General features: G+C 66.4%; 22 protein-coding genes. 4 read left to right on the top strand and 18 right to left on the bottom strand.

Annotated features, from left to right (window positions below):
- Positions 1 to 48 precede the first annotated feature (48 nt).
- The 3 genes from FG323_RS01620 to FG323_RS01610 form a co-directional block, all read right to left on the bottom strand.
- Positions 49 to 1,245 (bottom strand): low temperature requirement protein A, encoded by a 1,197-nt coding sequence (locus FG323_RS01620; RefSeq protein ID WP_141452692.1) that lies wholly within the window; start codon positions 1,243 to 1,245, stop codon positions 49 to 51.
- Between the two features lie 20 nt (positions 1,246 to 1,265).
- The gene (locus tag FG323_RS01615; RefSeq protein WP_141452691.1) at positions 1,266 to 1,517 is read right to left on the bottom strand and encodes a hypothetical protein; all 252 of its coding nucleotides are present in this window, start codon (positions 1,515 to 1,517) and stop codon (positions 1,266 to 1,268) included.
- A gap of 125 nt (positions 1,518 to 1,642) precedes the next feature.
- Complete coding sequence (locus FG323_RS01610) at positions 1,643 to 2,413, bottom strand: SDR family oxidoreductase (RefSeq protein ID WP_141452690.1); 771 nt, start codon at positions 2,411 to 2,413, stop codon at positions 1,643 to 1,645.
- Between the two features lie 104 nt (positions 2,414 to 2,517).
- On the opposite strand from FG323_RS01610, the gene FG323_RS01605 reads away from it, so the two are divergent.
- Complete coding sequence (locus FG323_RS01605; RefSeq protein ID WP_141452689.1) at positions 2,518 to 3,438, top strand: LysR family transcriptional regulator; 921 nt, start codon at positions 2,518 to 2,520, stop codon at positions 3,436 to 3,438.
- A gap of 48 nt (positions 3,439 to 3,486) precedes the next feature.
- Here FG323_RS01605 and moeB read toward each other — a convergent pair whose 3' ends face one another.
- The 9 genes from moeB to ndk all read right to left on the bottom strand — a co-directional run bounded on the left by moeB (position 3,487) and on the right by ndk (position 12,791).
- Entirely contained in the window at positions 3,487 to 4,623 is a 1,137-nt protein-coding gene (gene moeB / locus FG323_RS01600) for a molybdopterin-synthase adenylyltransferase MoeB (protein ID WP_141452688.1), read from the bottom strand.
- Between the two features lie 44 nt (positions 4,624 to 4,667).
- Positions 4,668 to 5,894 carry a gephyrin-like molybdotransferase Glp gene (gene glp, locus FG323_RS01595; protein WP_141452687.1) on the bottom strand — a complete coding sequence of 409 codons (1,227 nt, stop codon included), beginning with the start codon at positions 5,892 to 5,894 and terminating at the stop codon, positions 4,668 to 4,670.
- 11 nt (positions 5,895 to 5,905) lie between these two features.
- The gene (gene der, locus FG323_RS01590; RefSeq protein ID WP_141452686.1) at positions 5,906 to 7,306 is read right to left on the bottom strand and encodes a ribosome biogenesis GTPase Der; all 1,401 of its coding nucleotides are present in this window, start codon (positions 7,304 to 7,306) and stop codon (positions 5,906 to 5,908) included.
- A gap of 184 nt (positions 7,307 to 7,490) precedes the next feature.
- Positions 7,491 to 8,816: an outer membrane protein assembly factor BamB gene (gene bamB / locus FG323_RS01585; protein WP_141452685.1), complete on the bottom strand. Its 1,326-nt coding sequence runs from the start codon at positions 8,814 to 8,816 to the stop codon at positions 7,491 to 7,493.
- Positions 8,813 to 9,448 (bottom strand): tetratricopeptide repeat protein, encoded by a 636-nt coding sequence (locus FG323_RS01580; RefSeq protein ID WP_141452684.1) that lies wholly within the window; start codon positions 9,446 to 9,448, stop codon positions 8,813 to 8,815. The genes bamB and FG323_RS01580 overlap by 4 nt, the downstream gene beginning before the upstream one ends.
- Before the next feature lie 60 nt (positions 9,449 to 9,508).
- Positions 9,509 to 10,330 carry a RodZ domain-containing protein gene (locus FG323_RS01575; protein ID WP_141452683.1) on the bottom strand — a complete coding sequence of 274 codons (822 nt, stop codon included), beginning with the start codon at positions 10,328 to 10,330 and terminating at the stop codon, positions 9,509 to 9,511.
- The gene (gene pilW / locus FG323_RS01570) at positions 10,327 to 11,145 is read right to left on the bottom strand and encodes a type IV pilus biogenesis/stability protein PilW (RefSeq protein WP_141452682.1); all 819 of its coding nucleotides are present in this window, start codon (positions 11,143 to 11,145) and stop codon (positions 10,327 to 10,329) included. Before pilW ends, FG323_RS01575 begins: the two co-directional genes overlap by 4 nt.
- Entirely contained in the window at positions 11,132 to 12,358 is a 1,227-nt protein-coding gene (gene rlmN / locus FG323_RS01565; protein ID WP_141452681.1) for a 23S rRNA (adenine(2503)-C(2))-methyltransferase RlmN, read from the bottom strand. Before rlmN ends, pilW begins: the two co-directional genes overlap by 14 nt.
- Before the next feature lie 7 nt (positions 12,359 to 12,365).
- Positions 12,366 to 12,791, bottom strand: a complete 426-nt coding sequence (gene ndk / locus FG323_RS01560; RefSeq protein ID WP_141452680.1) for a nucleoside-diphosphate kinase — start codon at positions 12,789 to 12,791, stop codon at positions 12,366 to 12,368.
- 215 nt (positions 12,792 to 13,006) lie between these two features.
- Between ndk and FG323_RS01555 the strand changes: the two genes are divergently transcribed.
- From FG323_RS01555 to FG323_RS01545, 3 genes are all read left to right on the top strand, one after another.
- Positions 13,007 to 13,639: a TetR family transcriptional regulator gene (locus tag FG323_RS01555; protein WP_141452679.1), complete on the top strand. Its 633-nt coding sequence runs from the start codon at positions 13,007 to 13,009 to the stop codon at positions 13,637 to 13,639.
- A gap of 26 nt (positions 13,640 to 13,665) precedes the next feature.
- The gene (locus FG323_RS01550; protein WP_141452678.1) at positions 13,666 to 16,038 is read left to right on the top strand and encodes a 3-hydroxyacyl-CoA dehydrogenase/enoyl-CoA hydratase family protein; all 2,373 of its coding nucleotides are present in this window, start codon (positions 13,666 to 13,668) and stop codon (positions 16,036 to 16,038) included.
- A 155-nt stretch (positions 16,039 to 16,193) separates the two neighbouring features.
- Positions 16,194 to 17,399, top strand: a complete 1,206-nt coding sequence (locus tag FG323_RS01545) for an acetyl-CoA C-acyltransferase (RefSeq protein ID WP_141452677.1) — start codon at positions 16,194 to 16,196, stop codon at positions 17,397 to 17,399.
- A 78-nt stretch (positions 17,400 to 17,477) separates the two neighbouring features.
- On the opposite strand, the gene FG323_RS01540 is transcribed toward FG323_RS01545, so the two are convergent.
- Genes FG323_RS01540 through FG323_RS01515 form a run of 6 tightly spaced genes read right to left on the bottom strand, consistent with a single transcriptional unit; the run spans position 17,478 to position 23,082 of the window.
- Positions 17,478 to 17,813, bottom strand: a complete 336-nt coding sequence (locus tag FG323_RS01540; protein ID WP_141452676.1) for a tRNA-binding protein — start codon at positions 17,811 to 17,813, stop codon at positions 17,478 to 17,480.
- A 7-nt stretch (positions 17,814 to 17,820) separates the two neighbouring features.
- The gene (galU, locus tag FG323_RS01535; protein ID WP_141452675.1) at positions 17,821 to 18,720 is read right to left on the bottom strand and encodes a UTP--glucose-1-phosphate uridylyltransferase GalU; all 900 of its coding nucleotides are present in this window, start codon (positions 18,718 to 18,720) and stop codon (positions 17,821 to 17,823) included.
- A complete protein-coding gene (locus tag FG323_RS01530) occupies positions 18,717 to 20,633 on the bottom strand; it encodes a nucleoside-diphosphate sugar epimerase/dehydratase (RefSeq protein ID WP_141452674.1) in 1,917 nt (638 codons plus the stop codon). Before FG323_RS01530 ends, galU begins: the two co-directional genes overlap by 4 nt.
- Positions 20,634 to 20,650: 17 nt before the next feature.
- Positions 20,651 to 21,592, bottom strand: coding sequence for a glycosyltransferase family 4 protein (locus tag FG323_RS01525; RefSeq protein WP_255469968.1), 942 nt, complete (start codon positions 21,590 to 21,592; stop codon positions 20,651 to 20,653).
- Between the two features lie 23 nt (positions 21,593 to 21,615).
- Positions 21,616 to 22,794 (bottom strand): lipopolysaccharide assembly protein LapB, encoded by a 1,179-nt coding sequence (gene lapB, locus FG323_RS01520; protein ID WP_141452672.1) that lies wholly within the window; start codon positions 22,792 to 22,794, stop codon positions 21,616 to 21,618.
- Positions 22,795 to 22,797: 3 nt separating this feature from the next.
- On the bottom strand, positions 22,798 to 23,082 hold the full coding sequence (locus FG323_RS01515) for a LapA family protein (protein ID WP_141452671.1): 285 nt from the start codon (positions 23,080 to 23,082) through the stop codon (positions 22,798 to 22,800).
- Between the last annotated feature and the right edge of the window lie 47 nt (positions 23,083 to 23,129).

The following is a 23,129-nucleotide window of genomic DNA, read 5'->3' as shown; positions in this document are numbered from 1 at the left end:
AGCGTTACCCACCCCTGTCCGTCGTCGCGATCAACTCATCGGCCGTGTTCAGGCCTCGGATGCATGGCCTGGCGCCCTGCCCCGGCGCAGCGCCCGCGTTTCCCAGATCGCCACCGTCATCATCACCAGGGTCGTGCCAATGCCCAGCGACAGCGCAGAAGGATGCGCCAACGCGACCCAGCCACCCATCAGCGCCAACAGGACCAGTCCGGCCAGATGCGAAAGCGGCGGGAAACGACGCTCGCGGGTAAGCCATTTGAACAGCGCGTTGCCGCTCAGGTAGAGCGCGGGACCGCCCAGGATCGCGACGGTCCCCGCCGGCGAAGCGTGATCCGGATGCACCAGCACCAGTTCGTCGGCCACCGCGCAGACGATGATGCCCGCGACGATCAGCAGGTGCGTGTAGGTATACGCCACCCGCGCCAGGCGTCCGGGATCTTCGGAGTGCGCGATGCGGTGGCTGGCATGTTCCGCGCCCGAGTCGAAGTACACCCACCACATCGCCACGCTGCCCAGGAAGGCGGCCAGGAAGCCCGCCACGGTCGCCGGTGTCCAGGCCAGGCCGGCAAAGGTGGCGCCGGTGACCAGCAACGACTCACCCAACGCGATGATCACGAACAGCATGCAGCGTTCGGCCAGATGCGCGCCGTCCACGTCCCAGTCGCTGGTCCGCGACCGTCCCAGGCCCGGCACACGGAAGTACATCGCGGGCGCCGCGTACTCGATGCCCAGCGCAACCAGCCAGCAGATCAATCGCTGCTGGTCTTCCAGCAAGCCGCCGGCAAGCCAGAACGCACCGGACAGCAGCAGCCACAGGCTCATCCGCAGGAAGTTGTCGCGCTGGTCCCGGTGTCCACGAAAGGCGCGCACCATGAACAGCGAACGTCCCACCTGCATGACGGCGAACAGCAGTCCGAAGGCCAAACCCGTCGCGCCGAATGCCTGTGGAATCGACGAGGACAGCACCAGCCCACCCAGCATCAGCGCGAACAGCAGCAACCGCACCGCGGTCGTATCCGGATTCAGCCAGTTGGTGCACCACGAGGTGAAGATCCACAGCCACCAGATCGCCAGGAACAGCGCCGATGTACGCAGGAACCCACCCAGGTCCAAATGCTCTAGCAGCGTATGCGACAGCTGGGTTACCGCGAACACGAATACCAGGTCGAAGAACAGTTCGGTCATCGAGACCTTGCCGCTGTCCCGCTGGCCACGCGTGCGCAGCCATGAGCCGTTCGTTTCCATGCGACGCTTCCTTGGCGGATTCAGTGGGAACGCGTACGCAGCCACCATGCCAGTGCGGTGGCGACCGGCACGGCATAGATGAGCAACTGGATGGGCAGTTCCTCGCCCAGCGAATAGCCATGCGACAAGCCGGTGCGCAGGTTCCAGCCCACCACGCCCAGCCAGGCCAGCGCGAAGCCGCCGGCCCACAGGCCCCGCTTGCCGGCTGGCGAGAAATGCATGGCCAGCGCGGCCAATACCAGACCCAGTACGATCAAGATCAGCGTGCGCATCCCGTTCCCCTTCGAAGTGGAGACTGCCGTGGGCGGCCGTGGCGTCCGGGCGGACGCCACGGTGCGAACATAACCCAAGGTCCGCCGCCCGTGCCACGGCCGCAGCGGCGAACCTTGTCGGCGCGTCAACGCGTGGTGTAGCCGCCGTTGGCGAAGATCGTCTGGCCGGTGATCCACCAGCCATCGGTGACCAGGAAGCGCACGATCGGGGCGATGTCCTCGATATCGGTCAGGCCTTTCTTCGAGTAGGCGCTGAGCGCGGCCGCGGTGCTGTGGTAGGCGGTGGACTCGGCGGTTTCCTGGCCGTAGAAGAACGGCGTGTCCATCGGTCCCGGGCCGATCGCGTTCACCGAGATGCCACGCGCGCCGAACTCCTTGGAGGCGGCACGGGTGTAGTGCTCCACCGGCGCCTTGCTGCCCGGATAGACCGCGTAGAACGGGGTGTAGGCGGCCAGCAACGAGCTGACGATGGTGACGATCTTGCCACCGTCCGCCAATGACCTGCCGGCCTGCTGGATGAAGAAGAAGGCCGCTTTCGAGTTGACGTCGAAACTGCGGTCGTAGTCGTCTTCGGTGACCTCCAGGATCGGCTTCTTGATGACCAGGCCGGCGGTATTGACCGCGATGTCCGCGCGACCGAAGTGCTGCACGGTGCGCTCGAACAGTTCGACGTTGTTGCCGACCACCGACAGATCGCCCTGGAACAGGATGGCCTCGGTGCCGCCCGCTTTCAGCTCGGCGGCGGTGTGCTCGGCGTCGGCGCGGGAAGCGTCGCTGTTGTAGTGGATGGCGATGCCGGCGACGCCCGCTTCCGCGAACTGGCGGGCAATCAGGGCGCCCAGGTTCTTGCCGCCGCCGGCGATCACGGCGACCTTGCCTTGCAGGGAATGGCTCATGACGTGCTCCAGGAGTGAGGGGAGCCGGCAGTTTGAATTCTCGGATTTATCTGATAAACAGAACCCAATCTCAAAGTCTTTTCGGGGAAACCGAACAATCGATCATGGATCTGCTCCAATCCCTGGCGATCTTCCAGCGCGTGGCCGAGACAGGCAGCTTCACCCGCGCCGCCGACGGCCTGGGCCTGGCGACGTCCTCGGTATCCGCCGCCATCCAGAAACTGGAGGAGCGATTGGGCGTGGGCCTGTTCCAGCGCACCACCCGCCGGGTCCACCTGACCGGCGAAGGCGAACTGCTGTACGAACGCGCCGGCCGTCTGCTCTCGGATGCGGGCGAGGTCGATGGCCTGTTCCGCGCCGAGCAGCCGCCCGAAGGACTGCTGCGGGTCGAGGTGCCGGCGCGCATCGCCCGCCGCCTGATCGCGCCGGCCCTGCCCGAATTCCTGCGCCGCTATCCGGATGTCCGGTTGGAACTGGGCAGCACGGACAAGTTCAGCGATCTGCTGGAGGAAGGCATCGACTGCGTGCTGCGGGTGGGCGAATCAGGCGAGCAGGATCTGGCCAGTCGCCCCCTGGGCCGGCTGCCGCAGACCACCTGCGCCAGCCCCGCGTTGCTGGCCGAACATGGCATGCCCACCGATCTGCAACGGCTGGCCACGTTGCCCGCGGTCCATTTCGGCCGCGTCGCCGCGGGCAAGCCGGAACTCTGGGAGTATCTCGACGACCGGCACGGGCGCACGCACGAATTGTCCATGAAGGGGCGCGTGGCCGTAAGCAACGCCGAAGCCTATATCGCCTGCTGCCTGGCTGGACTGGGCGTCATCCAGGTGCCGCGCTACGACGTGGCGCACCTGATTGCGCGCGGCGAACTGCTGGAAATCCTCGTCCCCGGCTTCCACCCGCCCAGCCTGCCGATCGCGGTGCTGTATCCCCCGCGCCGGCGCCAGTCACGGCTGCTGCGGTTGTTCGTCGACTGGCTGGAGTTGCAGATTTCGCCGCATACGCAGCCACCGTCCTCGGCCTGATCCGGGCGTTGAATCCGCGACACCCGGCGCCATCGCGATGGCGCGCGCTCAGCCTACCCCGCAGAACCTGGCGTAGTCGATGTAGCCGGGGAACGCCACGCCGGGCGCGCAGACCGGGCAATGCGGATCGGCGCGCAGGCGGGTCTCGCGGAATCGCATGCCCAGCGCATCGAAATGCAGCAGGCGCCCGCTCAGCGGTTCGCCCGCGCCCAGCAGCAGCTTGATCACTTCGGTCGCCTGGAGCAGTCCGATTACCCCCGGCAAGACGCCCAGCACACCGGCTTCAGCGCAGTTGGGGGCGAATTCCGGCGGCGGCGGTTCCGGGAACAGGCAGCGGTAGCACGGCGCCTGCCCACGCTGGCGGCCCGCATCGAACACGCTCACCTGCCCCTCGAAACGTTGCACCGCGCCGTAGACCAGCGGCTTGCCCAGCTTCACGCACGCATCGTTGAGCAGATAGCGCACCGGGAAGTTGTCGGCGCCGTCCAGCACCACGTCCACGCCTTCGAGCAGGCGCTCGACGTTGGCCGAAGTGACCCGTTCCTGCACCGTTTCGATCCGCGTGCCGGGGTTGAGTGCATTGAGCGTGGCCTGGGCGGAATCGACCTTGGCCTGGCCGATGCGCGCCTCGGTATGGAGAATCTGCCGCTGCAGGTTGCTGCGATCGACGACATCGTCGTCGGCGATGCGCAGATGGCCGATACCGGCCGCGGCCAGGTAATAACCGGCTGGCGAGCCCAGCCCACCGGCGCCGATCATCAAAACCCTCGCCTCGCGCAGGCGGCGCTGCCCTTCCACCCCGACTTCCGGCAACAGCAGGTGGCGCGAGTAGCGGTCGTAGAAATCGGCGGCTTCCGCGTCGAGTTGTGGTTTGACCACCGGCAACCCTTCGTCGATCCAGCGGCCGGTTCCACCCGCGACCGACAGCAATCGCGCATACCCGGCCGCCTGCAACGATCTGGCGGCATCCATCGAGCGGCCGCCACGCTGGCAGATCAGGACGACCTCGCGTTGCGGATCGGGAAGGTGACGGGACGGGTCGGCCAGCAGATCGCCCTTGGCCACGCCGATGGCGCCTTCGGCCTGGCCCCCCACGCGCTCGTGTTCCTCGCGCACGTCGATGAAGACGGCGCCGTGGGCCAGATGCTCACGCACCTGCGCCGGGGTGATTTCACGGATGTCCATGCACGGATTATCGCGCAGTTCGCCGGCGCCGGCGTCCACGCCGATCAGTACGGCAGGATTTCCACCACGTCGTCCGCGCCGTAGTCGTGTTCGCCGTCCGGCAGCACGATCAGTGCGTTGCTGTCGGCTGCGCCGCGCAGGCGATGCGAGGCGTCGGCGGCATTCGGAACCACGCGCAAAACCCCGTCCGCATCCGGTTGCAGCCGTCCGCGCAGGAACTCGTGGCGAACGTGGTTTTTCCGCCAGGGCGCGGCCAGTCGCGCATGCCAGCGTGGCCGGCCTTCGCTTCGACCCTGCAGGCCGTCCAGCAACGGAACGCCCAGGGCAAGGAAGGTCGCCAGCACCGAGACCGGATTGCCCGGCAGCGACAGGAATACCGCCTGTTTCCGTTCGCCGAACAGGACCGGCATGCCCGGCTTCATCCGCACCCTCCAGAAATGGACCTTGCCACTCTCGGCGAGAAAGCCGGGCAGGAAGTCCTTCTCGCCGGCGGAAACACCACCGCAGGTCAACACCACGTCGAACGCCGAGGCGGCGTCTTCCAGTTGGATGCGGACCCTTTCGGGATCGTCCGGCAGCGTTGGCCAGGCGGTCGGCTCCAGTCCCTGCTGGCGGAGCAATCCCATCAGCAGTTCGCGGTTGCTGTTGTAGATGCGCCCCGGCGGCAGCGGCATCCCGGGTTCGACCAGTTCGTCACCGGTGGTGAACACCGCCACCGTCGGTCGACGCGTCACCGCGACGTCCGCGATGCCCAGGGCCGCCAGCAGGCTGGTCCGGACCGGGCTCAGCACCTGACCCGCGGCCAGGATCGGTTCGCCCGCCGCGACATCCTCGCCCGCGCGCCGGATGTCCGCACCGGCGACCGGTGCATCCTTCAGTTCAATCCATCCGCCGTCTTCGCGGACGTCTTCTTTCATGACGACCGTGTCCGCGCCGGCCGGCAACGCCGCGCCGGTGGTGATGCGCACGCAGGTTCCCGCGGCGATCGGCGCATCGCTGCCCTCGGCACCGGCATACTGCTCGCCGGCGATGCGCAGGCGCGCCGGCTGTCCGGCGCCGGCAAGATCGGCATGACGCAGCGCGAATCCGTCCATCCGGCTGTTGTCGAATGGCGGCAGCGCGATGGGCGCGGTGATGGCCTCCGCCAGGATCCGCCCTTCGGCGCGTCGGACCGGGATGCGTTCGATCCCGAGCATACGCGCCGTGGCCACGCTGCGGACGATCGCCAACGCTTCATCGAACGCGAGCCTGCCGGGAATGTCCGCGCGCATGCTCCGATGGCCTACTTGCCGCGCTTGACGTGGCGGATCAACCGGCGCTTGCGCGCGATCTGGCGATCGGTCAGCTCGTTCTTCTTGCCCTCGTAAGGGTTGGTGCCTTCCTTGAACACGAACCGCACCGGCGTGCCGACGAGCTTGAAGCGCTTGCGGAAGAAGTTCTCCAGATAGCGCTTGTACGAGTCCGGCAGCACCTTCAGGCGGGTGCCGTGGACGACGAAAGTCGGCGGATTGCTGCCGCCCGGATGCACGTAGCGCAGCTTGGAAACATGGCCGCGGATGCTCGGCGGCGGATTGGACTCGTATGCCACCTCCAGCGCCTTGTTGATCTCGCTGGTGGCGAACTCGCGGGTCGCCGAGGCATGCGCGCGGTGGATGGCGCGGAACAGCTCGCGCAAGCCGGAACCGTGCTTGGCGGAAATGCGTACCGCCTCGGCCCATTCGACGAAATTCAGCTTGCGCGACAGCAGGGCTTCGGCCTGCTCGCGCTGGTAGGTGGTCAGTCCATCCCACTTGTTGATCGCCACGACCAGCGCGCGGCCGGCGTCGAGGATGGCGCCGAGCACGCTGGCGTCCTGGTCGGTGACGCCCTCGCTGGCGTCCAGCAGCAGCACCGCGACCTGGCACTGCTCGATGGCCTGCAGGGTCTTGACCACGCTGAACTTCTCGACCGCCTCGTCGACGCGCGATTTGCGGCGCAGGCCGGCGGTGTCCACCAGCCGGTACTGGCGTCCGTCGCGTTCCAGATCCACCGCGATCGAATCGCGGGTAGTCCCGGGCACCTCGGAGGCGATCATCCGCTCCTCGCCGAGCAGGCGGTTGACCAGGGTCGACTTGCCCACGTTGGGGCGGCCGACGAAGGCCACCCGCATCCGGTTGGGATCGTTGTCGAGGGTCTCGGCCTCGCCCTCTTCCGGCAGCCGCTCCAGCACCTGTTCGAGCAGGTCGTCGATGCCCTGCCGGTGCGCGGCGGAAATCGTCATCACGTCGTCGAAGCCGTAGCGGGCGAACTCGGCGCGCGCGCCGGGTTCGTCCACGCCGTCGATCTTGTTGATCACCAGCAGGGTCGGCCGGGCCGCCTTGCGCAACCAGCGCAGGATGTCGTCGTCCAGCGCCGACGGGCCCTCGCGGCCATCGACGATGAACAGCACCAGATCCGCCTCCTCGGCCGCCGCGCGCGCCTGCCGGGCGGTGGCGCCGGCCAGGCCTTCCTCCTCGCCCGCGATGCCGCCGGTGTCGACCACCACGAAGGACTGCTCCGCATCGGGTCGACAAACGCCGTAGTGGCGATCGCGGGTCACGCCCGGCTGGTCGTGGACCAGGGCGTCGCGGCTGCGGGTCAGCGCATTGAACAGCGTCGATTTACCGACATTGGGACGGCCCACCAGGGCGACGAGCGGAAGCATGGATTGAACCGGAAAAGGATGGGAAGGCAGGAAAACGGGGATGAAGGGCGGCGGGGCCGAAGCCTTCCGGCCCCTGCCGGGCCGGTTCCGCATGATGCCGAGCCGGCCCGGAAAAGGGAACTCGTAAACGGAAAGCGGCCCGGCGCATTCGCTCCGGACCGCCTTGGTTCGGTACCGCGCTGGCTTACTTGAAGCGGAACGCGGTCAGCTCGCCCTCGACGTTCTGGATGAGCAGGATGCCGTCGGCCACCACCGGCTTGGCACGGATGGCCTTGCCGCCAGCACGCGCGCGCGCCGCTTCCTCGCCATTGTCCAGTTTCAGCCAGTGCACGTAGCCGTCGAAATCGCCCACCACCGCGTAGTCGCCGTGAATCGACGGTGCGGTCAGCGAGCGGCGGAGCATTTTCGGGTTGGACCAGGTGGCGTTGCCGCTATAGCGGTCCAGGCCCCACACCGTGCCGCCCTGATCGGCGACCACGACATAGCTGCTGGTCACGCCCAGGCCACCCGGGCCACCGTTGTCGCGCTGCCACAGCGGCCGCCCGCTGGGACCTTCGATCGCGACGGTTTCCTTCTTGTAGCTGGTGGCGAACAGGGTGGTGCCGTCCAGTACCGGCGGACCGTCAACGTCGGCCATGCGATCCAGCTCGCTGCGGCCGTCCGCGCTGCCCACGGTCTGGCTCCAGACCTGGCGCCCGTCGCGCAGCGACAGTGCCGCGACCGTGCCGTCGTCGTTGCCGACGAACACCACGCCCGGTCCCAGCGTCACCGGCGCATTGCCGCGCACGGTCAGGCTGGGCAGTTCGCTGGTCCAGAACCAGCGACGCTCGCCGCTGGCGGCGTCAAAGGCGGTCACCCGGCCATCGTTGGTACGCACCAGCACGTAGCCCTGGCCGACCGCCGGCGCCGTGATGACCTCGTTGGGCACCTTGGCGCGCCACTTCTCGGTGCCATCGTTGGCGTCCAGCGCGATCACGCGGCCGTCCAGCGTGCCGATCACGACCAGGCCGTCACCCGCGCCGGGGCCGCCGGAGAAGCGCCACTCGATCTTGCGCTTGGCCGCCTTCTTGGCCAGCTTGGCGGCTTCCTTGCGGGCGCGCTTGGCCGCCTTGGTTTCCTCTTCGCCCGACGCCGGTTCCTCGGCGACCTGATCGGGCTGGGCGGCATCACCCGCCCGGGTCTTCTCGGGCTTGAAATGCCAGACTTCCTTGCCGGTCTGCAGATCGAGCGCGCGTACACCGCCTTCCACGGCGGCCGCGTACACCCGGCCATCGGCGACCACCGGTCCCTGCTGCAGGCCCAGGCGATCCTCGCCCTTGCCCACGTTGGCGCTCCAGAGCTTCGCCACTTCCACCGAGGGGGTGAACTCGACCAGTTCGGCCGGCTCGGTCGGCTTCTCGTCCTTCTTGTTGCCGCCGAACCAGCCCTTGATGGTGCTGCAGCCCGACAGGACCAGCACCAGGGCCGCCATCGCCAGCAACCGCTTGCCCGTTGCGTTCCTTGCCATCATGCAGACTCTCCGGTCTTCGGCGGAGTGCCGCCCGCGTCGGTCAGTTTCAGTTCCACCAGGCGGCGCTGCGGCGAGGCAACGTCGAGACTGGTCAGTGCCTTGGTATAGGCGTCGCGCGCCTCGGCCGCCTTGCCGCTGGCCATCAACGCGTCGCCGCGGATTTCCAGGCTGGTCGAATCCTTGGCATCGGCCAGCAGCTTCAAGGCCTCGTCGTGCTTGCCGGCGTCCACCAGCAGGCGCGCCAGCCGCTGCTGGACAATGGCGTGAAGCGAGGAATCGGCCTGGATCGCCCGCAACGTGGTGATGGCGGCATCGCGTTGTCCGGCGTCCACCTGGGCCTTGGCCAGCTGCAGCGCGGCCAGGTCGCCATAGACCCCGTCCTTGCCGCCCAGCGAGGCGACCGCCGCTTCGGCCTTCTTCAGATCGTTGGCGGCAATGCCGTCGATCGCCTTCTCGTAATTCAGGTTGGCCTGCTCGTCTTGCTGCTGGCGGTTCTTCTGCCACCACTGGCCGCCGAAAATCACCGCCAGTCCCAGCGCGACGCCGCCAATCAATCCGGCGCCATTGTTCCTCAGCCAACTGCGGACGCGTTCGCCCTGTTCGTGCTCGTCGAGCAGATCATCAATCGCCATGCGTACTCTCGCCCCGTCCGAGCGGGGTCTTGATTTTGGTTGGACAAACCCGCGCTCGGGTCAGTCGGCGACCGGTGCGAGGGAACCGTCAGAGGATACCGTAAAGCGCGCGACATTCGCGCGCCGGTACGGCGTCAGGTCCACCGTACTACCGGCTTGCTGAACCTCGACCGCCGCCGCGTTGCCCAGGACAATCCGCCCGACCTGGCCGGCCGGATAGCTGCGCTGGTCCCCCGCTTTCAGCAGGGCCTGCTCGATGCCGCTGCCATCCGGAGCGACGATCTGGACCCAGCTGTCGCCCTTGAACACCAGGCTGAGCGCCGCCTCCGGTGCCCGGCTGATGGGTGGGGTCAACGACGCCACGTAAGGCGTCGCGGCCGGACGCTGCGCGGGCGCCGCGGTACCGCCGGCGGTACCGGTGACCGCCGGCTTCTGCGGGATCACGTCCAGCGACGCGGTGGTCTGGCCGCCGTTGCCGCCCAGGTGCGGCCGGGTCGCCATCCATACCGGCGTGGCGATGACCGCGGTGATGACCACGTACACGGCCCGTCGCTTGGCGCTTTCGAACAGGCGCTGCGCCTTGGGCGTGTAGCTGTGGCTCACCAGTTCCGCCGGACGGACGGTTTCCAGATCGGCCTGCGCAAGGAAGGGAGCGATGTCGACCTTCAGCAGGCGCGCATAGCTGCGCAGTTGCCCGCGGACGAACACCGGTGCCCCGAGCTGCGACCACTGTTCCCCTTCCAGGGCCTGCAGCACCTTGAGCGGCATCTTCAGCCGATTCCCCACGTCCTCCAGGCTGAGACCCGCCTTCTCCCGCGCGTCCCGCAGGAACGCGCCGCAGCCCTGCAGGTGCTGCGTATCAATCGAGTTGGAACCCGTCATTGTTCTGCCTTTCCCCCAGTTTGAGCGTCTGACGCGTCGGGGAACTCCGCCCGAAGTTGCTGAACATATCGACCGGCAGCAGCCCTGTCGCCGAGTCTTTCTTCGATTTGTGATGCAAGTTTTAGCACGTCGGCGCTGGCGGGTGCAGCCGCCAGCCTGCGCTCGACGAATGCCCGGGCTTCGAAATAACGCCCGGCACGGTACTCGTGTTCGGCCATGGAAAGCAGCCCGAAGGCATTGCGTGGATCCAGTGCCAGCGCCTGCCGCAGATCGCGCTCGGCCCGCTCGCCCTGCCCCGCCTTGTCGGCGCACCCGCCCGCGTTGGCGAGCACGGCGGCCGGGGTCTCGTATTCGCTGTCCTGCAGCGCACGGTCGAACCACACCAGCGATTCGGCCGGATAGCCGTTCGCGCAGAGCCAGGCACCGTAGTTGTTCTGCTCGGCGCCCCGCCCCGGCGCCAGTTCGGTGGCCCGCCGGTAGTGCTCGCCCGCCGCCTTGGCCTGGCCGCGCTGCTCGGCCACGACGGCCAGGATGGTCTGCGCGTCGGCGGACTGGGGATCGCTCTTCATCGCGGCCCGGGCACCGCGCTCGGCAACCTCGAGGTCGCCGGCCTGCAGCCGCTGGGTCGCCAGGGCCAGGGCACGCTCGACTTCCATCCGGCGCTTGGTCTCGGCACTGTCGCTGATCTGGTAGGTCGGCGCGATCTGCTCGCCGTCCTTGCGTTCCACACTGGGTCTGATGAAAGTCAGCCGGCTGCAGCCGGTCGCCACCAGCACCAGGCCCAGCAGCAGCAGCCAGGGCTTATGCGGCCGCATCACCGATGCCCTGTTCCTGCAACTGGCGGCGGAACTCGGCCTGGCGGCGGGTGCGATCCATCACCTGCCCTTTCAGCTGTCCGCAGGCCGCATCGATGTCGTCGCCGCGGGTCCGCCGGACCATGGTCAATACATGCGCGTCCAGCAACAGTTTCTGGAACGCGCGGATCTCTTCCTCGCCCGAGCGCTCGTAGCGCGTGCCCGGGAACGGGTTGAACGGAATCAGGTTGACCTTGCCCGCATCCTTGAGCTGGGTCGCATTGCTGAATTTTCGCATCAACTGGGCGAGCTGGCGCGCATGCTCGGGCTGGTCGTTGACATCCTTCATCAACGTGTACTCGAAAGTCACCGAGTCGCGCTTCTTGTTGGCGCGCAGGTAACGCGCGCACGAGGCCATCAGTTCCGCGATCGGATACTTCCGGTTGAGCGGCACCAACTGCTCGCGCAGCGCATCGTTGGGCGCATGCAGCGAGACCGCGAGCGAGACGTCGGTTTCGGTCGAAAGCCGATCGATCATCGGCACCAGTCCGGACGTCGACAGGGTCACGCGCTTGCTGGCCAGGCCGTAGCCCAGGTCGTCGCGCATGATGTTCATCGCGCGCACGACGTTGTCGAAATTGAGCAGCGGCTCGCCCATGCCCATCATCACCACGTTGGTGAGACGGCGGTTCTGCGCCGGCACGTTGCCCAGGTGGCGCGCGGTGATCCAGACCTGTCCGATGATTTCGGCGGTGGTCAGATTGCGGTTGAAGCCCTGGGTCGCGGTGGAACAAAACGTGCAGTTGAGCCCGCAGCCCACCTGCGAGGACACGCACAGCGTGCCGCGGTTCTTGTCGGGGATATAGACGGTTTCGACCGCGTTCTTGCCGTCCACGCCCATGCCCAGCAGCCACTTGTGGGTGCCATCGGCGGAAGGCTTGTCGAACACGACGCCGGGGACGACGACCTCGGCATGTTCCTGCAGCTTGGCGCGCAGGTTCTTGCCGAGATCGGTCATCTGCTCGAAATCGGTGACGTAGCGGTGATGAATCCACTTCATCACCTGGTGGGCGCGGAACTTCTGCTCGCCGAGTTGTTCGACGAAGAAATGCTCCATGCCGTCCCGATCGAGGTCCAGCAGGTTCTGTTTCGCAGGCACGCCCGCGCCGATCACCGCCGGCTGCGCATCCGCGGCCAGCTTCAGTTCAATCGGCGCGAGTTCGTGGCTGCTCATCGCTGGCTCAGCGCGAGAACACTTCGGTGGCGGCGAAGAAGTACGCGATTTCGATGTTCGCGTTCTCGACCGAGTCCGAACCGTGCGCCGCATTGGCATCGATGGAATCGGCGAAGTCGGCGCGGATCGTGCCCGGCGCGGCTTCCTTCGGATTGGTGGCACCGAGGATCTCGCGATGCTTGAGCACCGCGTTCTCGCCTTCCAGCACCTGGATGGCGACCGGACCGGAGATCATGAATTCAACCAGCGCGTTGAAGAACGGACGCTCGCGATGCACGGCGTAGAAACCTTCGGCCTCGCGACGCGACAGGTGCTTCATCTTCGCGGCGACGATCTTGAGACCGGCCTTTTCGAAACGGGCATAGATTTCGCCGACGACGTTCTTGGCAACGGCATCGGGCTTGACGATCGACAGGGTGCGCTCCAGCGCCATGGGGATTTCTCCGTTGGGCGGGCCACTTTCGGCCCAAGGTTAACATGAAAAAACCCGCGTCGAAACACGGGCTTAGCCTGAATTGCGGAGCGAGATTCTAACGTATTGGCCGCAATTGCGCACCTGGCCGAGACCAGATTGCTGCAGAGCAGCATGACATCCATACGTAAGCGGATGGACAATCAAACAAGCGTTTGATTAGCAGGTCCGACCGCATGGGCAATACCCCTCACTTCTCCACCAAGGAGCGCATCCTCGGCGCCGCCGAGGAACTGTTCGCCCAATACGGCTTCGCGGGAACATCCCTGCGGCAGGTGACCAGCCGGGCCGACGTCAACATCGCCGCCGTCAACTACCACTTCGGCTCCAAGGAAAACCTGGTCAACGAAGTCTTTCGGCGGCGCATGGACGAAATGAGCGGCCAGCGGCTGGGCCAGCTACGGGCAGCCCTGGAGCAGCGTCCGGGCGAACTGGAGCCGATCCTGGCCGCCTTTGTCGAGCCCGCCCTGGCCCTGGCCCAGGATCGCCACGGCGGCGGCGCCTTTGTCCGGGTCATCGCCCGCGCCTATGCCGAGAAGAACGACGGCCTGCGCAAATTCCTGTCCGACCACTACGGCCATGTCCTGCGCGAGTTCGGCAAGGCCATCGCCGGCTGCGTGCCCGGCCTGAGCAAGGAAGAGCTGTACTGGCGGCTGGATTTCCTGTCCGGCGCGCTGACCTATGCCATGGCTGACTTCGGGCTCATCAAGCGTCCCCATGGCGTCACCGAGGCGGTGCACCGTGAGCGGGCCGCCCGCGAACTCATCCGTTTCGCCGAGGCCGGCCTGCGCGCCGACCACGTCAAATAACCCCCTGACATCCAAGGATTCCCGAAATGTCCAATCCATTGCTTGTGCGCAAGGCGGCCGTGCTGGGTGCCGGCGTGATGGGCGCGCAGATCGCCGCCCACCTGACCAACGCCGGCGTCGACACGGTGCTGTTCGACCTGGCCGCGAAGGAAGGCCACCCCGACGGCGTCGTGCTGAAGGCCATCGCCAACCTGGGCAAGCTGAGCCCGGCCCCGCTCGCCAGCAAGACGCTGGCCGAGGCGATCAGCCCGGCCAACTACGATACCGGGCTGGACCAGCTGAAGGACTGCGACCTGATCATCGAGGCCATCGCCGAACGGATGGACTGGAAGCAGGACCTCTACAAGAAAATCGCCCCGTTCGTCGCCGAGCACACGGTGCTGGCGAGCAACACCTCGGGCCTGGGCATCAACAAGCTGGCCGAAGTACTGCCGGAACAACTTCGCCATCGTTTCTGCGGCGTGCATTTCTTCAACCCGCCGCGCTACATGCACCTGGCCGAACTGATTCCGGCAAGGACCACGGAAGCTGCCGTGCTGGAGGGGCTGGAAACCTTCCTCACCACCACCCTGGGCAAGGGCGTGGTCTATGCGAAGGACACCCCCAACTTCATCGGCAACCGCATCGGCGTGTTCTCGATCCTGGCCACCATCCACCACACCCAGCAGTTCGGCCTGGGTTTCGACGAGGTCGATGGCCTGACCGGGCCGCTGGTAGGTCGTCCCAAGTCGGCGACCTACCGGACCTCCGACGTGGTCGGCCTGGACACCATGGCCCACGTCATCAAGACCATGGCTGACACCCTTCCCGATGATCCGTGGCACGGCTACTTCAAGTCGCCGGCCTGGCTGGACGCGCTGATCGCCAAGGGCGCGCTCGGCCAGAAGGCCGGGGCCGGCATCTTCCGCAAGGTCGGCAAGGACATCGTGGTGCTGGATCTGCAGAAGCAGGACTACCGTCCCGCCGACCGCTCCGCAGCGGCGGAAGTGGTCGAGATCCTCAAGCTGAAGAACCCGGCCGAGAAGTTCGCCCGCTTGCGCGAAAGCCAGCATCCACAGGCGCAGTTCCTGTGGGCGGTGTTCCGCGATCTGTTCCACTACAGCGCCTTCCACCTGGCCGACATCGCCGAAACCGCGCGCGACGTCGACCTGGCCATCCGCTGGGGCTACGGCTGGTCGCTGGGGCCGTTCGAAACCTGGCAGGCCGCCGGCTGGAAGCAGGTGGCGCAGTGGATCGCCGACGACATCGTCGCCGGCAAGAGCATGAGCAATGCGCCGCTGCCGGACTGGGTGTTCGATGGTCGTGAAGGCGTGCACGCCGCCGATGGCAGCTACAGCCCGGCGCGCAACGCCAAGCTGCCGCGTTCCGCGCTGCCGGTGTATCGCCGCCAGCGCTTCCCGGATCCGCTGCTGGGCGAATCCTTCCCGCAGGGCGAGACGGTGTTCGAGAACGACGGCGTGCGCCTGTGGACCGATGGCGACGGCGTGGGCGTGGTCAGCTTCAAGACCAAGATGAACACGGTGTCCGATGCCGTGCTGGAAGGCGTGCAGCAGGCGGTGGCCATCGCCGAGCAGAAGTTCAAGGGCCTGGTGATCTGGCAGCCGAAGGAGCCCTTCTCCGCCGGCGCGGATCTGGCCGGTGCGCTCGGCGCCTTGCAGGCCGGGAAGATCGCCGAGTTCGAGGCCATGGTCGCCAATTTCCAGGCCACCAGCCAGCGCATCAAGTACTCGCTGGTGCCGGTCGTGGCCGCGGTGCGCGGCCTGGCGCTCGGCGGCGGCTGCGAGTTCCAGATGCACAGCGCCCGTACCGTGGCTTCGCTGGAAAGCTACATCGGCCTGGTCGAAGCGGGCGTGGGCCTGCTACCTGCCGGCGGCGGCCTGAAGGAAATCGCGGTACGCGCCTCGCAGGCGGCCGGACCGGGCGGCGACGTGTTCGCCGAACTCAAGCGCACGTTCGAGACGGTGGCCATGGCCAAGGTCTCGGCTTCAGCCGTCGAAGCCAAGGAACTGGGCCTCATGCGGGCGAACGACCTTGTCGTGTTCAACGCCTACGAGCAGTTGCATATCGCCAGGCAGCAGGTGCTGGCACTGGCCGAAAGCGGCTATCGCCCGCCGCTGCCGGCACGCCGCATCCAGGTCGCCGGCGATGTCGGCATCGCCACGTTCAAGATGCTGCTGGTCAACATGCTGGAAGGCCGCTTCATCAGCGAATACGACTATGAAATCGCCACCCGCATCGCCACCGTGCTGTGCGGCGGTGAAGTGGATCGCGGCGCCCTGGTCGACGAGGAATGGCTGCTGGCGCTGGAGCGCAAGCATTTCGTCGAACTGGCCCAGCAGGAAAAGACCCAGGCCCGCATCGCGCACATGCTGAAGACGGGCAAGCCGCTTAGGAACTGAGAATCGGGAATGGAGAATGGGGAATCGTGAAAGCGGGTCCCCTCTCCATACCTTCACTAACATTGCCGGCAGAGGGAAATGACGGGAACAAGCGGAAACCAGTTTCGCGATTCCCGATTCTCGATTCCCCATTCCCGGCTTTCGGAGAAAGCCAAATGAGCAAGCAAATCCAGGACGCCTACATCGTCGCCGCCACCCGCACCCCGGTCGGCAAGGCGCCCAAGGGCGTGTTCCGCAATACCCGGCCCGACGACATGCTCGCGCACGTGCTGAAGTCGGTCATCGCGCAGGCGCCGGGCATCGACGTCAACCGCATCGATGACGCCATCATCGGCTGCGCGATGCCCGAAGGTGAGCAAGGCATGAACGTGGCCCGCATCGGCGTGCTGCTGGCCGGGCTGCCCAACACCATCGCCGCGCAGACCATCAACCGCTTCTGTTCCTCCGGCCTGCAGGCGGTGGCGATGGCCGCCGACCAGATCCGGCTGGGCAATGCCGACCTGATGCTGGCGGGCGGTACCGAGTCGATGTCGATGGTGCCGATGATGGGCAACAAGGTCGCGCTGTCGCCGTCCGTGTTCAAGGACGACCATGTCGCGATCGCCTACGGCATGGGCATCACCGCCGAGAAGGTCGCCGAGGAATGGAAGGTTTCCCGCGAGGAACAGGATGCCTTCGCCCTGGCGTCCCACCAGAAGGCGCTGGCGGCTATCGCCGCCGGCGAATTCAAGGACGAAATCTCGCCCTATGAGGTCCTGTCGCACCTGCCGGATCTGGCGGGCAACACCATCCGCCTGAAGAAGCTGCTGGTCGAGAACGACGAAGGTCCGCGTCCCGACACCTCGCTGGAGGGTCTGGGCAAGCTGCGCCCGGTGTTCCGCAACGGCCAGTTCGGTGGCAGCGTGACCGCGGGCAATTCCTCGCAGATGAGCGATGGTGCCGGTGCGGTGCTGCTGGCGTCCGAACAGGCCATCAAGGACTACGGCCTGACGCCGTTGGCGCGTTTCGTCAGCTTCTCGGTTGCCGGCGTGCGCCCGGAAGTGATGGGCATCGGTCCGATCGCGGCGATTCCCAAGGCGCTGAAGCAGGCGGGGCTGAGCAAGGATCAGCTGGACTGGATCGAACTCAACGAAGCGTTCGCCGCGCAGGCGCTCGCCGTCATCCGCGACAGCGAGCTCGACCCGGCCAAGATCAACCCGCTGGGTGGCGCCATCGCGCTGGGTCATCCGCTGGGCGCCACCGGTGCAGTCCGCACGGCCACCATCGTCCATGGCCTGCGCCGTCGCCAGCAGAAGTACGGCATGGTGACGATGTGCATTGGCACCGGCATGGGCGCCGCCGGCATCTTCGAGTCGCTCTGACGCCCCGATCCCGCTACTCGGAAAAACAAGAATGGCGCCACCCGGCGCCATTCTTTTGTCCGTGTTTCACCATGAGCCTCAAGCCAGGCGGGTACCGTTGGGAACCGTGCGCTCCAGCGTGGTGATCACGACGCCTTCCTCGGTCGGAAAGCCGGTGAGCAGGAACTCGGAGATGAAGGGACCGACCTGCTTGGGCGGGAAATTGATGACCCCCACGATCTGGCGGCCGACCAGATCCCCCTCCTCGTAGAGTGCGCGTATCTGCGCGCTGGTCTTGCGCACGCCGTGGACTCCGAAGTCCACCCACAGCTTCCAGGCCGGCTTGCGTGCCTCGGGAAATGGCTCGACACGCATGACCGTGCCCGCACAGAGCCATACCTTCTCGAACTCGGCCCAGGTCAACGTGGCATCCACCCGCGCGCTACTCCAGATCGGTCACACCCAGTTCGCTCAGCGCATCCTGCATCATGTTGCGTGCGGCGTCGCTCAGCTTTTCGTGATCCAGCGCATAACGGATGGTGGCCTCGATGAGGCCGATGTGGGTACCGCAGTCGAAGCGCGTCCCCTGGAAACGGTAGGCGTGGACCGGCTTCTGCGCGAGCAGGGTCGCGATGGCGTCGGTCAGTTGGATTTCCCCGCCGGCTCCCGGCGTGGTGTTCTCCAGCAGATCGAAAATGCTGCCGTCCAGAACGTAGCGCCCCACCACCGCCAGTGTGCTCGGCGCCACTTCGGGCTTGGGCTTCTCAACGATGGCGTTGATCCGGCCGGACCGGCCCGAGAACGCATCCGTGGCGACGATGCCGTAGCTGCCGGTCTGCTCCCGGGCAACGTCCTGCACCGCGATCATGCTGGCACCGGTCGCCTCGGCGGCGTCGGCCATCTGTTTCAGCGCTCCCGCGCCCCGGTTCCAGATGAGATCGTCTGGCAGCAGGACCGCGAACGGTTCGTTGCCCACGATGGGCTTGGCGCATAGCACCGCATGGCCAAGTCCCAGTGCTTCGGCCTGGGTGACGAACACGGCGCGCACCCCCTCGGGCAGCACGTTGCGGACCAGTTCGAGCTGCTCGCGCTTGCCGGCGCGCTCCAGCTTCTGCTCCAGTTCGTAGGCCTTGTCGAAGTAGTCAGCCACCGCGTGCTTGTAGCGGTTGGTGACGAAAATCAGGGTATCGCAACCCGCTTCGATGGCTTCGTCCACGGCATACTGGATCAGCGGCCGATCGATGATCGGCAGCATTTCCTTGGGAACGGTCTTGGTGGCGGGAAGAAAACGGGTTCCCAGGCCTGCAACGGGAAATACGGCCTTGCGGATGCGTCCAGTCATCGGGTCCTGCGGGCTTCGCGAGCGGGGAAGGTCACGATGGTAGCCGAAGCGGGTTCAAGAGATTGTTCAAGCGGCGAGAACTCGGGTACCGCGATGCGCAGGATCTCCTGCATCTCGTCGACATCGTAACGGCCATAGGCGGCCCGCAGGCGCTGCAAGGCCAGTTCGATGAAATCGGCCGACACGGTGCGTGCCTCGGCCTGCATGATCTTGGAATGGGAGGTGGGCCGGTAGGCCTCATCCGCGTGGAACAGGTTTTCGTGCAGCTTCTCGCCCGGACGAAGACCGGTATAGACGATGGCGATGTCGCGGCCCGGCTGCTTGCCCGCCAGCCGGATCATCTGCTCTGCCAGCAGCCGGATCGGCACGGCTTCGCCCATATCCAGCGTATAGATGGCGGCATGCGCCGCACCGGCCGCCGCCTGCAGGATCAATTGGCTGGCCTCCGGAATCGTCATGAAGTAACGGGTCACTTCCGGGTCGGTCACCGTCACCGGCCCACCCTTGCGGATCTGCTCGCGGAACAGCGGCACCACGCTGCCGGCGGAATCCAGCACATTGCCGAAGCGGACGGTGACGAACCGGGTTCCGCCAGCATGGCCATCGTCCGTGGCCTGGCAAACCATCTCGGCGAGCCGCTTGGTCGCTCCCAGGACATTGACCGGGTCCACTGCCTTGTCGGTGGAGATCAGGACGAACGTCCCTACCCCGCTGCGGCGGCAGGCCTTGGCCACCATATCCGTGGCCAGCACGTTGTTGCCTACCGCTTCGCGCAGGTGCTGTTCCAGCAGCGGGACCTGCTTGTAGGCGGCGGCGTGGAAGACCGCATCCGGTTCGGCCAGTGCCAGCGCGTGTTCGACGACCGCGGGATCTCCGCAGTTACCGAGCACGGGAAGGATCTCCAGATCCGGAAACGCCCGTCGCAGATCCGCCTGGATGGTGATCAGGGCCAGTTCGTCGATTTCGAGCAGGGCGATGCGCTGGGCGCCATGGCGCGCGCACTGCCGACACAGTTCGGATCCGATCGAGCCACCGGCGCCCGTCACCAGGACGGTCCGGCCACCCAGCCAGCCGCGGATCAGTTTCCAGTCCGGGGTCACCGATTTCCGCCCCAGCAGATCCTCGATGGCCACCTCCTTGAGGTCGCCCGGCATGGCATGTCCCTCGAGGACATTGATCAGCCTCGGCACCATGCGAAACGGCAGGCCGGTACTTTCGCAAATGGCGACGACCCGTTGCATGCTCGGTGCGTCCAATGACGGCATCGCAATGACCAGCATCCGCGCCGCGCTCTCGCGGGCGACGCTGGCCGCCTGGTCCAGGCTGCCCAACACCGGCACCCCCATCAGCTTGGAGCCGTGCAACTTGACCGCATCGTCCAGGAAGCCGATTGGCTGGTAGACCCCCGTCCTGCGCAGTTCGCGGACCAGCGCCTCGCCCGCCCGGCCCGCACCGAGGACGAGCACACGCGAGGCGTTCTCATGCAGCCGACTGGTCTGCAGGTCCTTCCAGGCCCGATACAGCAGGCGCGGCAAGCCCAGGAAAGCGACCAGCGCGAACGGATAGAACGCCAGTACCGCCCGCGGCAACGAGCCGAAGCGGTTATAGAAGAACAAGCCGACCACGATAGCCAGGAACCCCAGGCCGCTGGCCTTCACGATGTTCCAGAGATCCGGCAGGCTGGCGAAGCGCCACAGCCCCCGATAGAGCCCCATCCACCAGAACACCAGCCCCTGCCCGGCGACCACGATGGCGACTTCATTCGACCAGAAGGGATAACCGGGCGACTGCGGCAGCATGGCGTAGCGCACGAAGTGCAGCAGTTGCCAGCACAGCCACACCATGAACAGGTCATGGGTCGCCACCAGCAGGCGCGGTAGGAATGCCGTCGTCCGGTCCCGCCAAGATTGCATGCAACTCCTCCCTGACCCTATGCCAATCCCTTGCGCGACCATCCCCAGAGCGCAAGCGCGAATGCGTACCAAGCCACCAAAGCAATGAGCCCTGACCCGGCCCCGGCATTAGACAGCATCCACATTAACAAGAGCGTAACACCACTGAACAAGCCATAGAGCGAGGTTACGGCTACATGACCGTAACGCCGGGCGGCGCGCTGGTAGACATGTGTGACATGTGGGGTCCACCAGCGCTCGCCGTTAAGAATGCGCGTAGCGAGCGTGAAGCCGGCGTCGACAAGGAACGCGGCCAGCGGCAGCAGCAAGAGTATCGACGGGGTCGCCGAGTCCCTGGAAGCAACGCTCAGGAGTACCGCCAATGCGAATCCCAGCGCCCCGCTGCCGACATCCCCCAGGAAAATCCGCGCGCGGGGAAAGTTGAACGGCAGGAAACCGCAGCACGCCGCGAACAGGGCGGCAGCCAGCCAGGACCACGGTCCCTGGAGGAAGAACGCGCCCGCCAAGCCGGCGATCAGCGCCTGGCTCGTGGCCAGGCCATCTATCCCGTCCATGAAATTCCAGACGTTGACCAGGCTTACGATCGCGATGATGGCCAACAGCCCCTGCCAAGTCGGCGCTCCCTGGCGATACAGGGCGACGGCAAACACGAGGGCGGCGATCACATGGACCAGCAACCGCCAGGACGCCGGCAGCGGACGATGGTCGTCCCACCAGCCCACCCCGGCAACCATTGCCAGGCCGACCCCGAACGCGGCGAACAGTTCACGCTCCCCCGGTGTCCGCCAGCCAAGCATCACCGCGGCCAGCAGCAGCGCCACCACAATGGCGATCCCGCCCCCTCGCGGCGTGGCAATCGAGTGGCTTCGGCGTTCGCCGGGCTGATCGACCAGACGGCGGTGCAGCGCGTAGCGGCGCGCCAGCCAGGTACCTGCCGCCGCCGCCACGAAGTGCAGCATCAGCCAGGGGATGAATCCGGGCATCAGACGACGGCGTAGTTCAACAACGGCTTGATGCTGCCCCACTCCTTGCAGCTGGGGCATTGCCAGTGGTGGGTGCGCGCGCCGAAGCCGCACCGGGTGCAGCGGTAGCTGGGATTGCGGACCAACAACTGGTCCGTGATGTGCTTGAGATCGTGCAGGGTCGCGGCCGGATCGGCGCCTTCGGCCAAGGTCAGGTCGATGAGGGCCGCCTCGCCCCGCACCGAAGGCCGGTCCTTGAGTTGTCTCGCCAGGTAGGCGCGCGCGGCGGCGACGCCGTCTTGCCCTTCCACCAGCTTGGTCAATGCCAGCACCGGCGCGATGCCGCGGTAGTGCTCGCTCATTTCCGACAGGAACGTCCGCGCACCGGACAAATCGCCGACCTTCTCGTAGTTGGCCAGCAGTCCTGGCAGGACTTCGGGCAGGTAGTCCGGGTCGTGGCGCGCGGCGCGCTCGTAGGCCCGGATGGCCGCTTCATGGTTGCCGGCATCCGATTCCAGACGCCCTTCCAGGATGCCCGCGCGCACGCAGCCCGCATCGGCCTGGTAGGCGCGCGCGATGGCCGCCCGAGCGGCCACGACATCATTGGCGGTGCGATGACGCTCGGCCAGTTCGCACTCGAACTGCGCGACCAGCTTGCCCATCGCCTCGCCGGTGACTTCCTCGTAGCGCATCGCGTTGTCGATGGCTTTTTCCCAGTCGCGCTCGGCCTGGTAGATGCCGATCAGGTGCTTGAGCGCCTGTGGCGCGCGCTGGTCGATGCGGGCCAGATCACTGAACACGGTCTCGGCCCGATCCAGCAGGCCCGAGCGCATGTAGTCCTCGCCCAGCGCCAGCAGGGCCTGGACCTTTTGCTGGTCGCTCAGATCCGGGCGCTGTACGAGTCCCTGGTGCAGGCGGATCGCCCGATCCACCTCGCCACGGCGCCGGAACAGGTGCCCCAGCGCGACCTGGGTCTCGAAGGTTTCCTTGTCCAGTTCGGCGATGTGCAGGAACAGCTCGATGGCCTTGTCCGGCTGCTCGTTGAGCAGATAGTTCAGGCCTCGGAAATAGGTGCTGGAAAGACGACTGACCTGGGTGTCGCCATGGCGCTGGCCGCCGCGCCGGCCAATGATCCAGCCGCTCAGCGCGGCCAGTGGCAGGAACAGGAAGAACCAGAACCACTCGTTGAGGAATTCCATCGATCAGGGGCCCGTGCCGGGAGTTGGCGGGAGAGAAGAGGAGGCCGCGGAGGCCTGGACCTTGTTCGCCTTGCGCAGGCGCGCATAAAGCGGCAGCACCATGGTGGCCATGACGATCAGGCCGCCGATGAGCACGCCGAACAGCAGCGAGAGGATGATCGCGACACCGGACGAGGTCGGAATCTCGGTGAACAGCAGTTTCAGCACGATTGGCTGGGTGTTGAGCACACCGATCACCAGACCGGCGGCGAGAAAAATCAATGCGACAACCAGGCGGATGGTACTCATCGGGCGACTCCCTGCGCTTGCCAGTCGGCGCTAGCTTAGCCGAGCGT

Source organism: Pseudoxanthomonas sp. z9, assembly GCF_006542425.1.
Lineage (GTDB): Bacteria > Pseudomonadota > Gammaproteobacteria > Xanthomonadales > Xanthomonadaceae > Pseudoxanthomonas_A.
This window is presented reverse-complemented; position numbering and strand designations above follow the sequence as displayed.

Bases quoted from the DNA above. Each gene is read 5' to 3' on its own strand.
- FG323_RS01620 (WP_141452692.1), bottom strand. From the start codon at position 1,245: ATGGAAACGAACGGCTCATGGCTGCGCACGCGTGGCCAGCGGGACAGC.
- FG323_RS01615 (WP_141452691.1), bottom strand. From the start codon at position 1,517: ATGCGCACGCTGATCTTGATCGTACTGGGTCTGGTATTGGCCGCGCTG.
- FG323_RS01610 (WP_141452690.1), bottom strand. From the start codon at position 2,413: ATGAGCCATTCCCTGCAAGGCAAGGTCGCCGTGATCGCCGGCGGCGGC.
- FG323_RS01605 (WP_141452689.1), top strand. From the start codon at position 2,518: ATGGATCTGCTCCAATCCCTGGCGATCTTCCAGCGCGTGGCCGAGACA.
- moeB (WP_141452688.1), bottom strand. From the start codon at position 4,623: ATGGACATCCGTGAAATCACCCCGGCGCAGGTGCGTGAGCATCTGGCC.
- glp (WP_141452687.1), bottom strand. From the start codon at position 5,894: ATGCGCGCGGACATTCCCGGCAGGCTCGCGTTCGATGAAGCGTTGGCG.
- der (WP_141452686.1), bottom strand. From the start codon at position 7,306: ATGCTTCCGCTCGTCGCCCTGGTGGGCCGTCCCAATGTCGGTAAATCG.
- bamB (WP_141452685.1), bottom strand. From the start codon at position 8,816: ATGATGGCAAGGAACGCAACGGGCAAGCGGTTGCTGGCGATGGCGGCC.
- FG323_RS01580 (WP_141452684.1), bottom strand. From the start codon at position 9,448: ATGGCGATTGATGATCTGCTCGACGAGCACGAACAGGGCGAACGCGTC.
- FG323_RS01575 (WP_141452683.1), bottom strand. From the start codon at position 10,330: ATGACGGGTTCCAACTCGATTGATACGCAGCACCTGCAGGGCTGCGGC.
- pilW (WP_141452682.1), bottom strand. From the start codon at position 11,145: ATGCGGCCGCATAAGCCCTGGCTGCTGCTGCTGGGCCTGGTGCTGGTG.
- rlmN (WP_141452681.1), bottom strand. From the start codon at position 12,358: ATGAGCAGCCACGAACTCGCGCCGATTGAACTGAAGCTGGCCGCGGAT.
- ndk (WP_141452680.1), bottom strand. From the start codon at position 12,791: ATGGCGCTGGAGCGCACCCTGTCGATCGTCAAGCCCGATGCCGTTGCC.
- FG323_RS01555 (WP_141452679.1), top strand. From the start codon at position 13,007: ATGGGCAATACCCCTCACTTCTCCACCAAGGAGCGCATCCTCGGCGCC.
- FG323_RS01550 (WP_141452678.1), top strand. From the start codon at position 13,666: ATGTCCAATCCATTGCTTGTGCGCAAGGCGGCCGTGCTGGGTGCCGGC.
- FG323_RS01545 (WP_141452677.1), top strand. From the start codon at position 16,194: ATGAGCAAGCAAATCCAGGACGCCTACATCGTCGCCGCCACCCGCACC.
- galU (WP_141452675.1), bottom strand. From the start codon at position 18,720: ATGACTGGACGCATCCGCAAGGCCGTATTTCCCGTTGCAGGCCTGGGA.
- FG323_RS01530 (WP_141452674.1), bottom strand. From the start codon at position 20,633: ATGCAATCTTGGCGGGACCGGACGACGGCATTCCTACCGCGCCTGCTG.
- FG323_RS01525 (WP_255469968.1), bottom strand. From the start codon at position 21,592: ATGCTGCACTTCGTGGCGGCGGCGGCAGGTACCTGGCTGGCGCGCCGC.
- lapB (WP_141452672.1), bottom strand. From the start codon at position 22,794: ATGGAATTCCTCAACGAGTGGTTCTGGTTCTTCCTGTTCCTGCCACTG.
- FG323_RS01515 (WP_141452671.1), bottom strand. From the start codon at position 23,082: ATGAGTACCATCCGCCTGGTTGTCGCATTGATTTTTCTCGCCGCCGGT.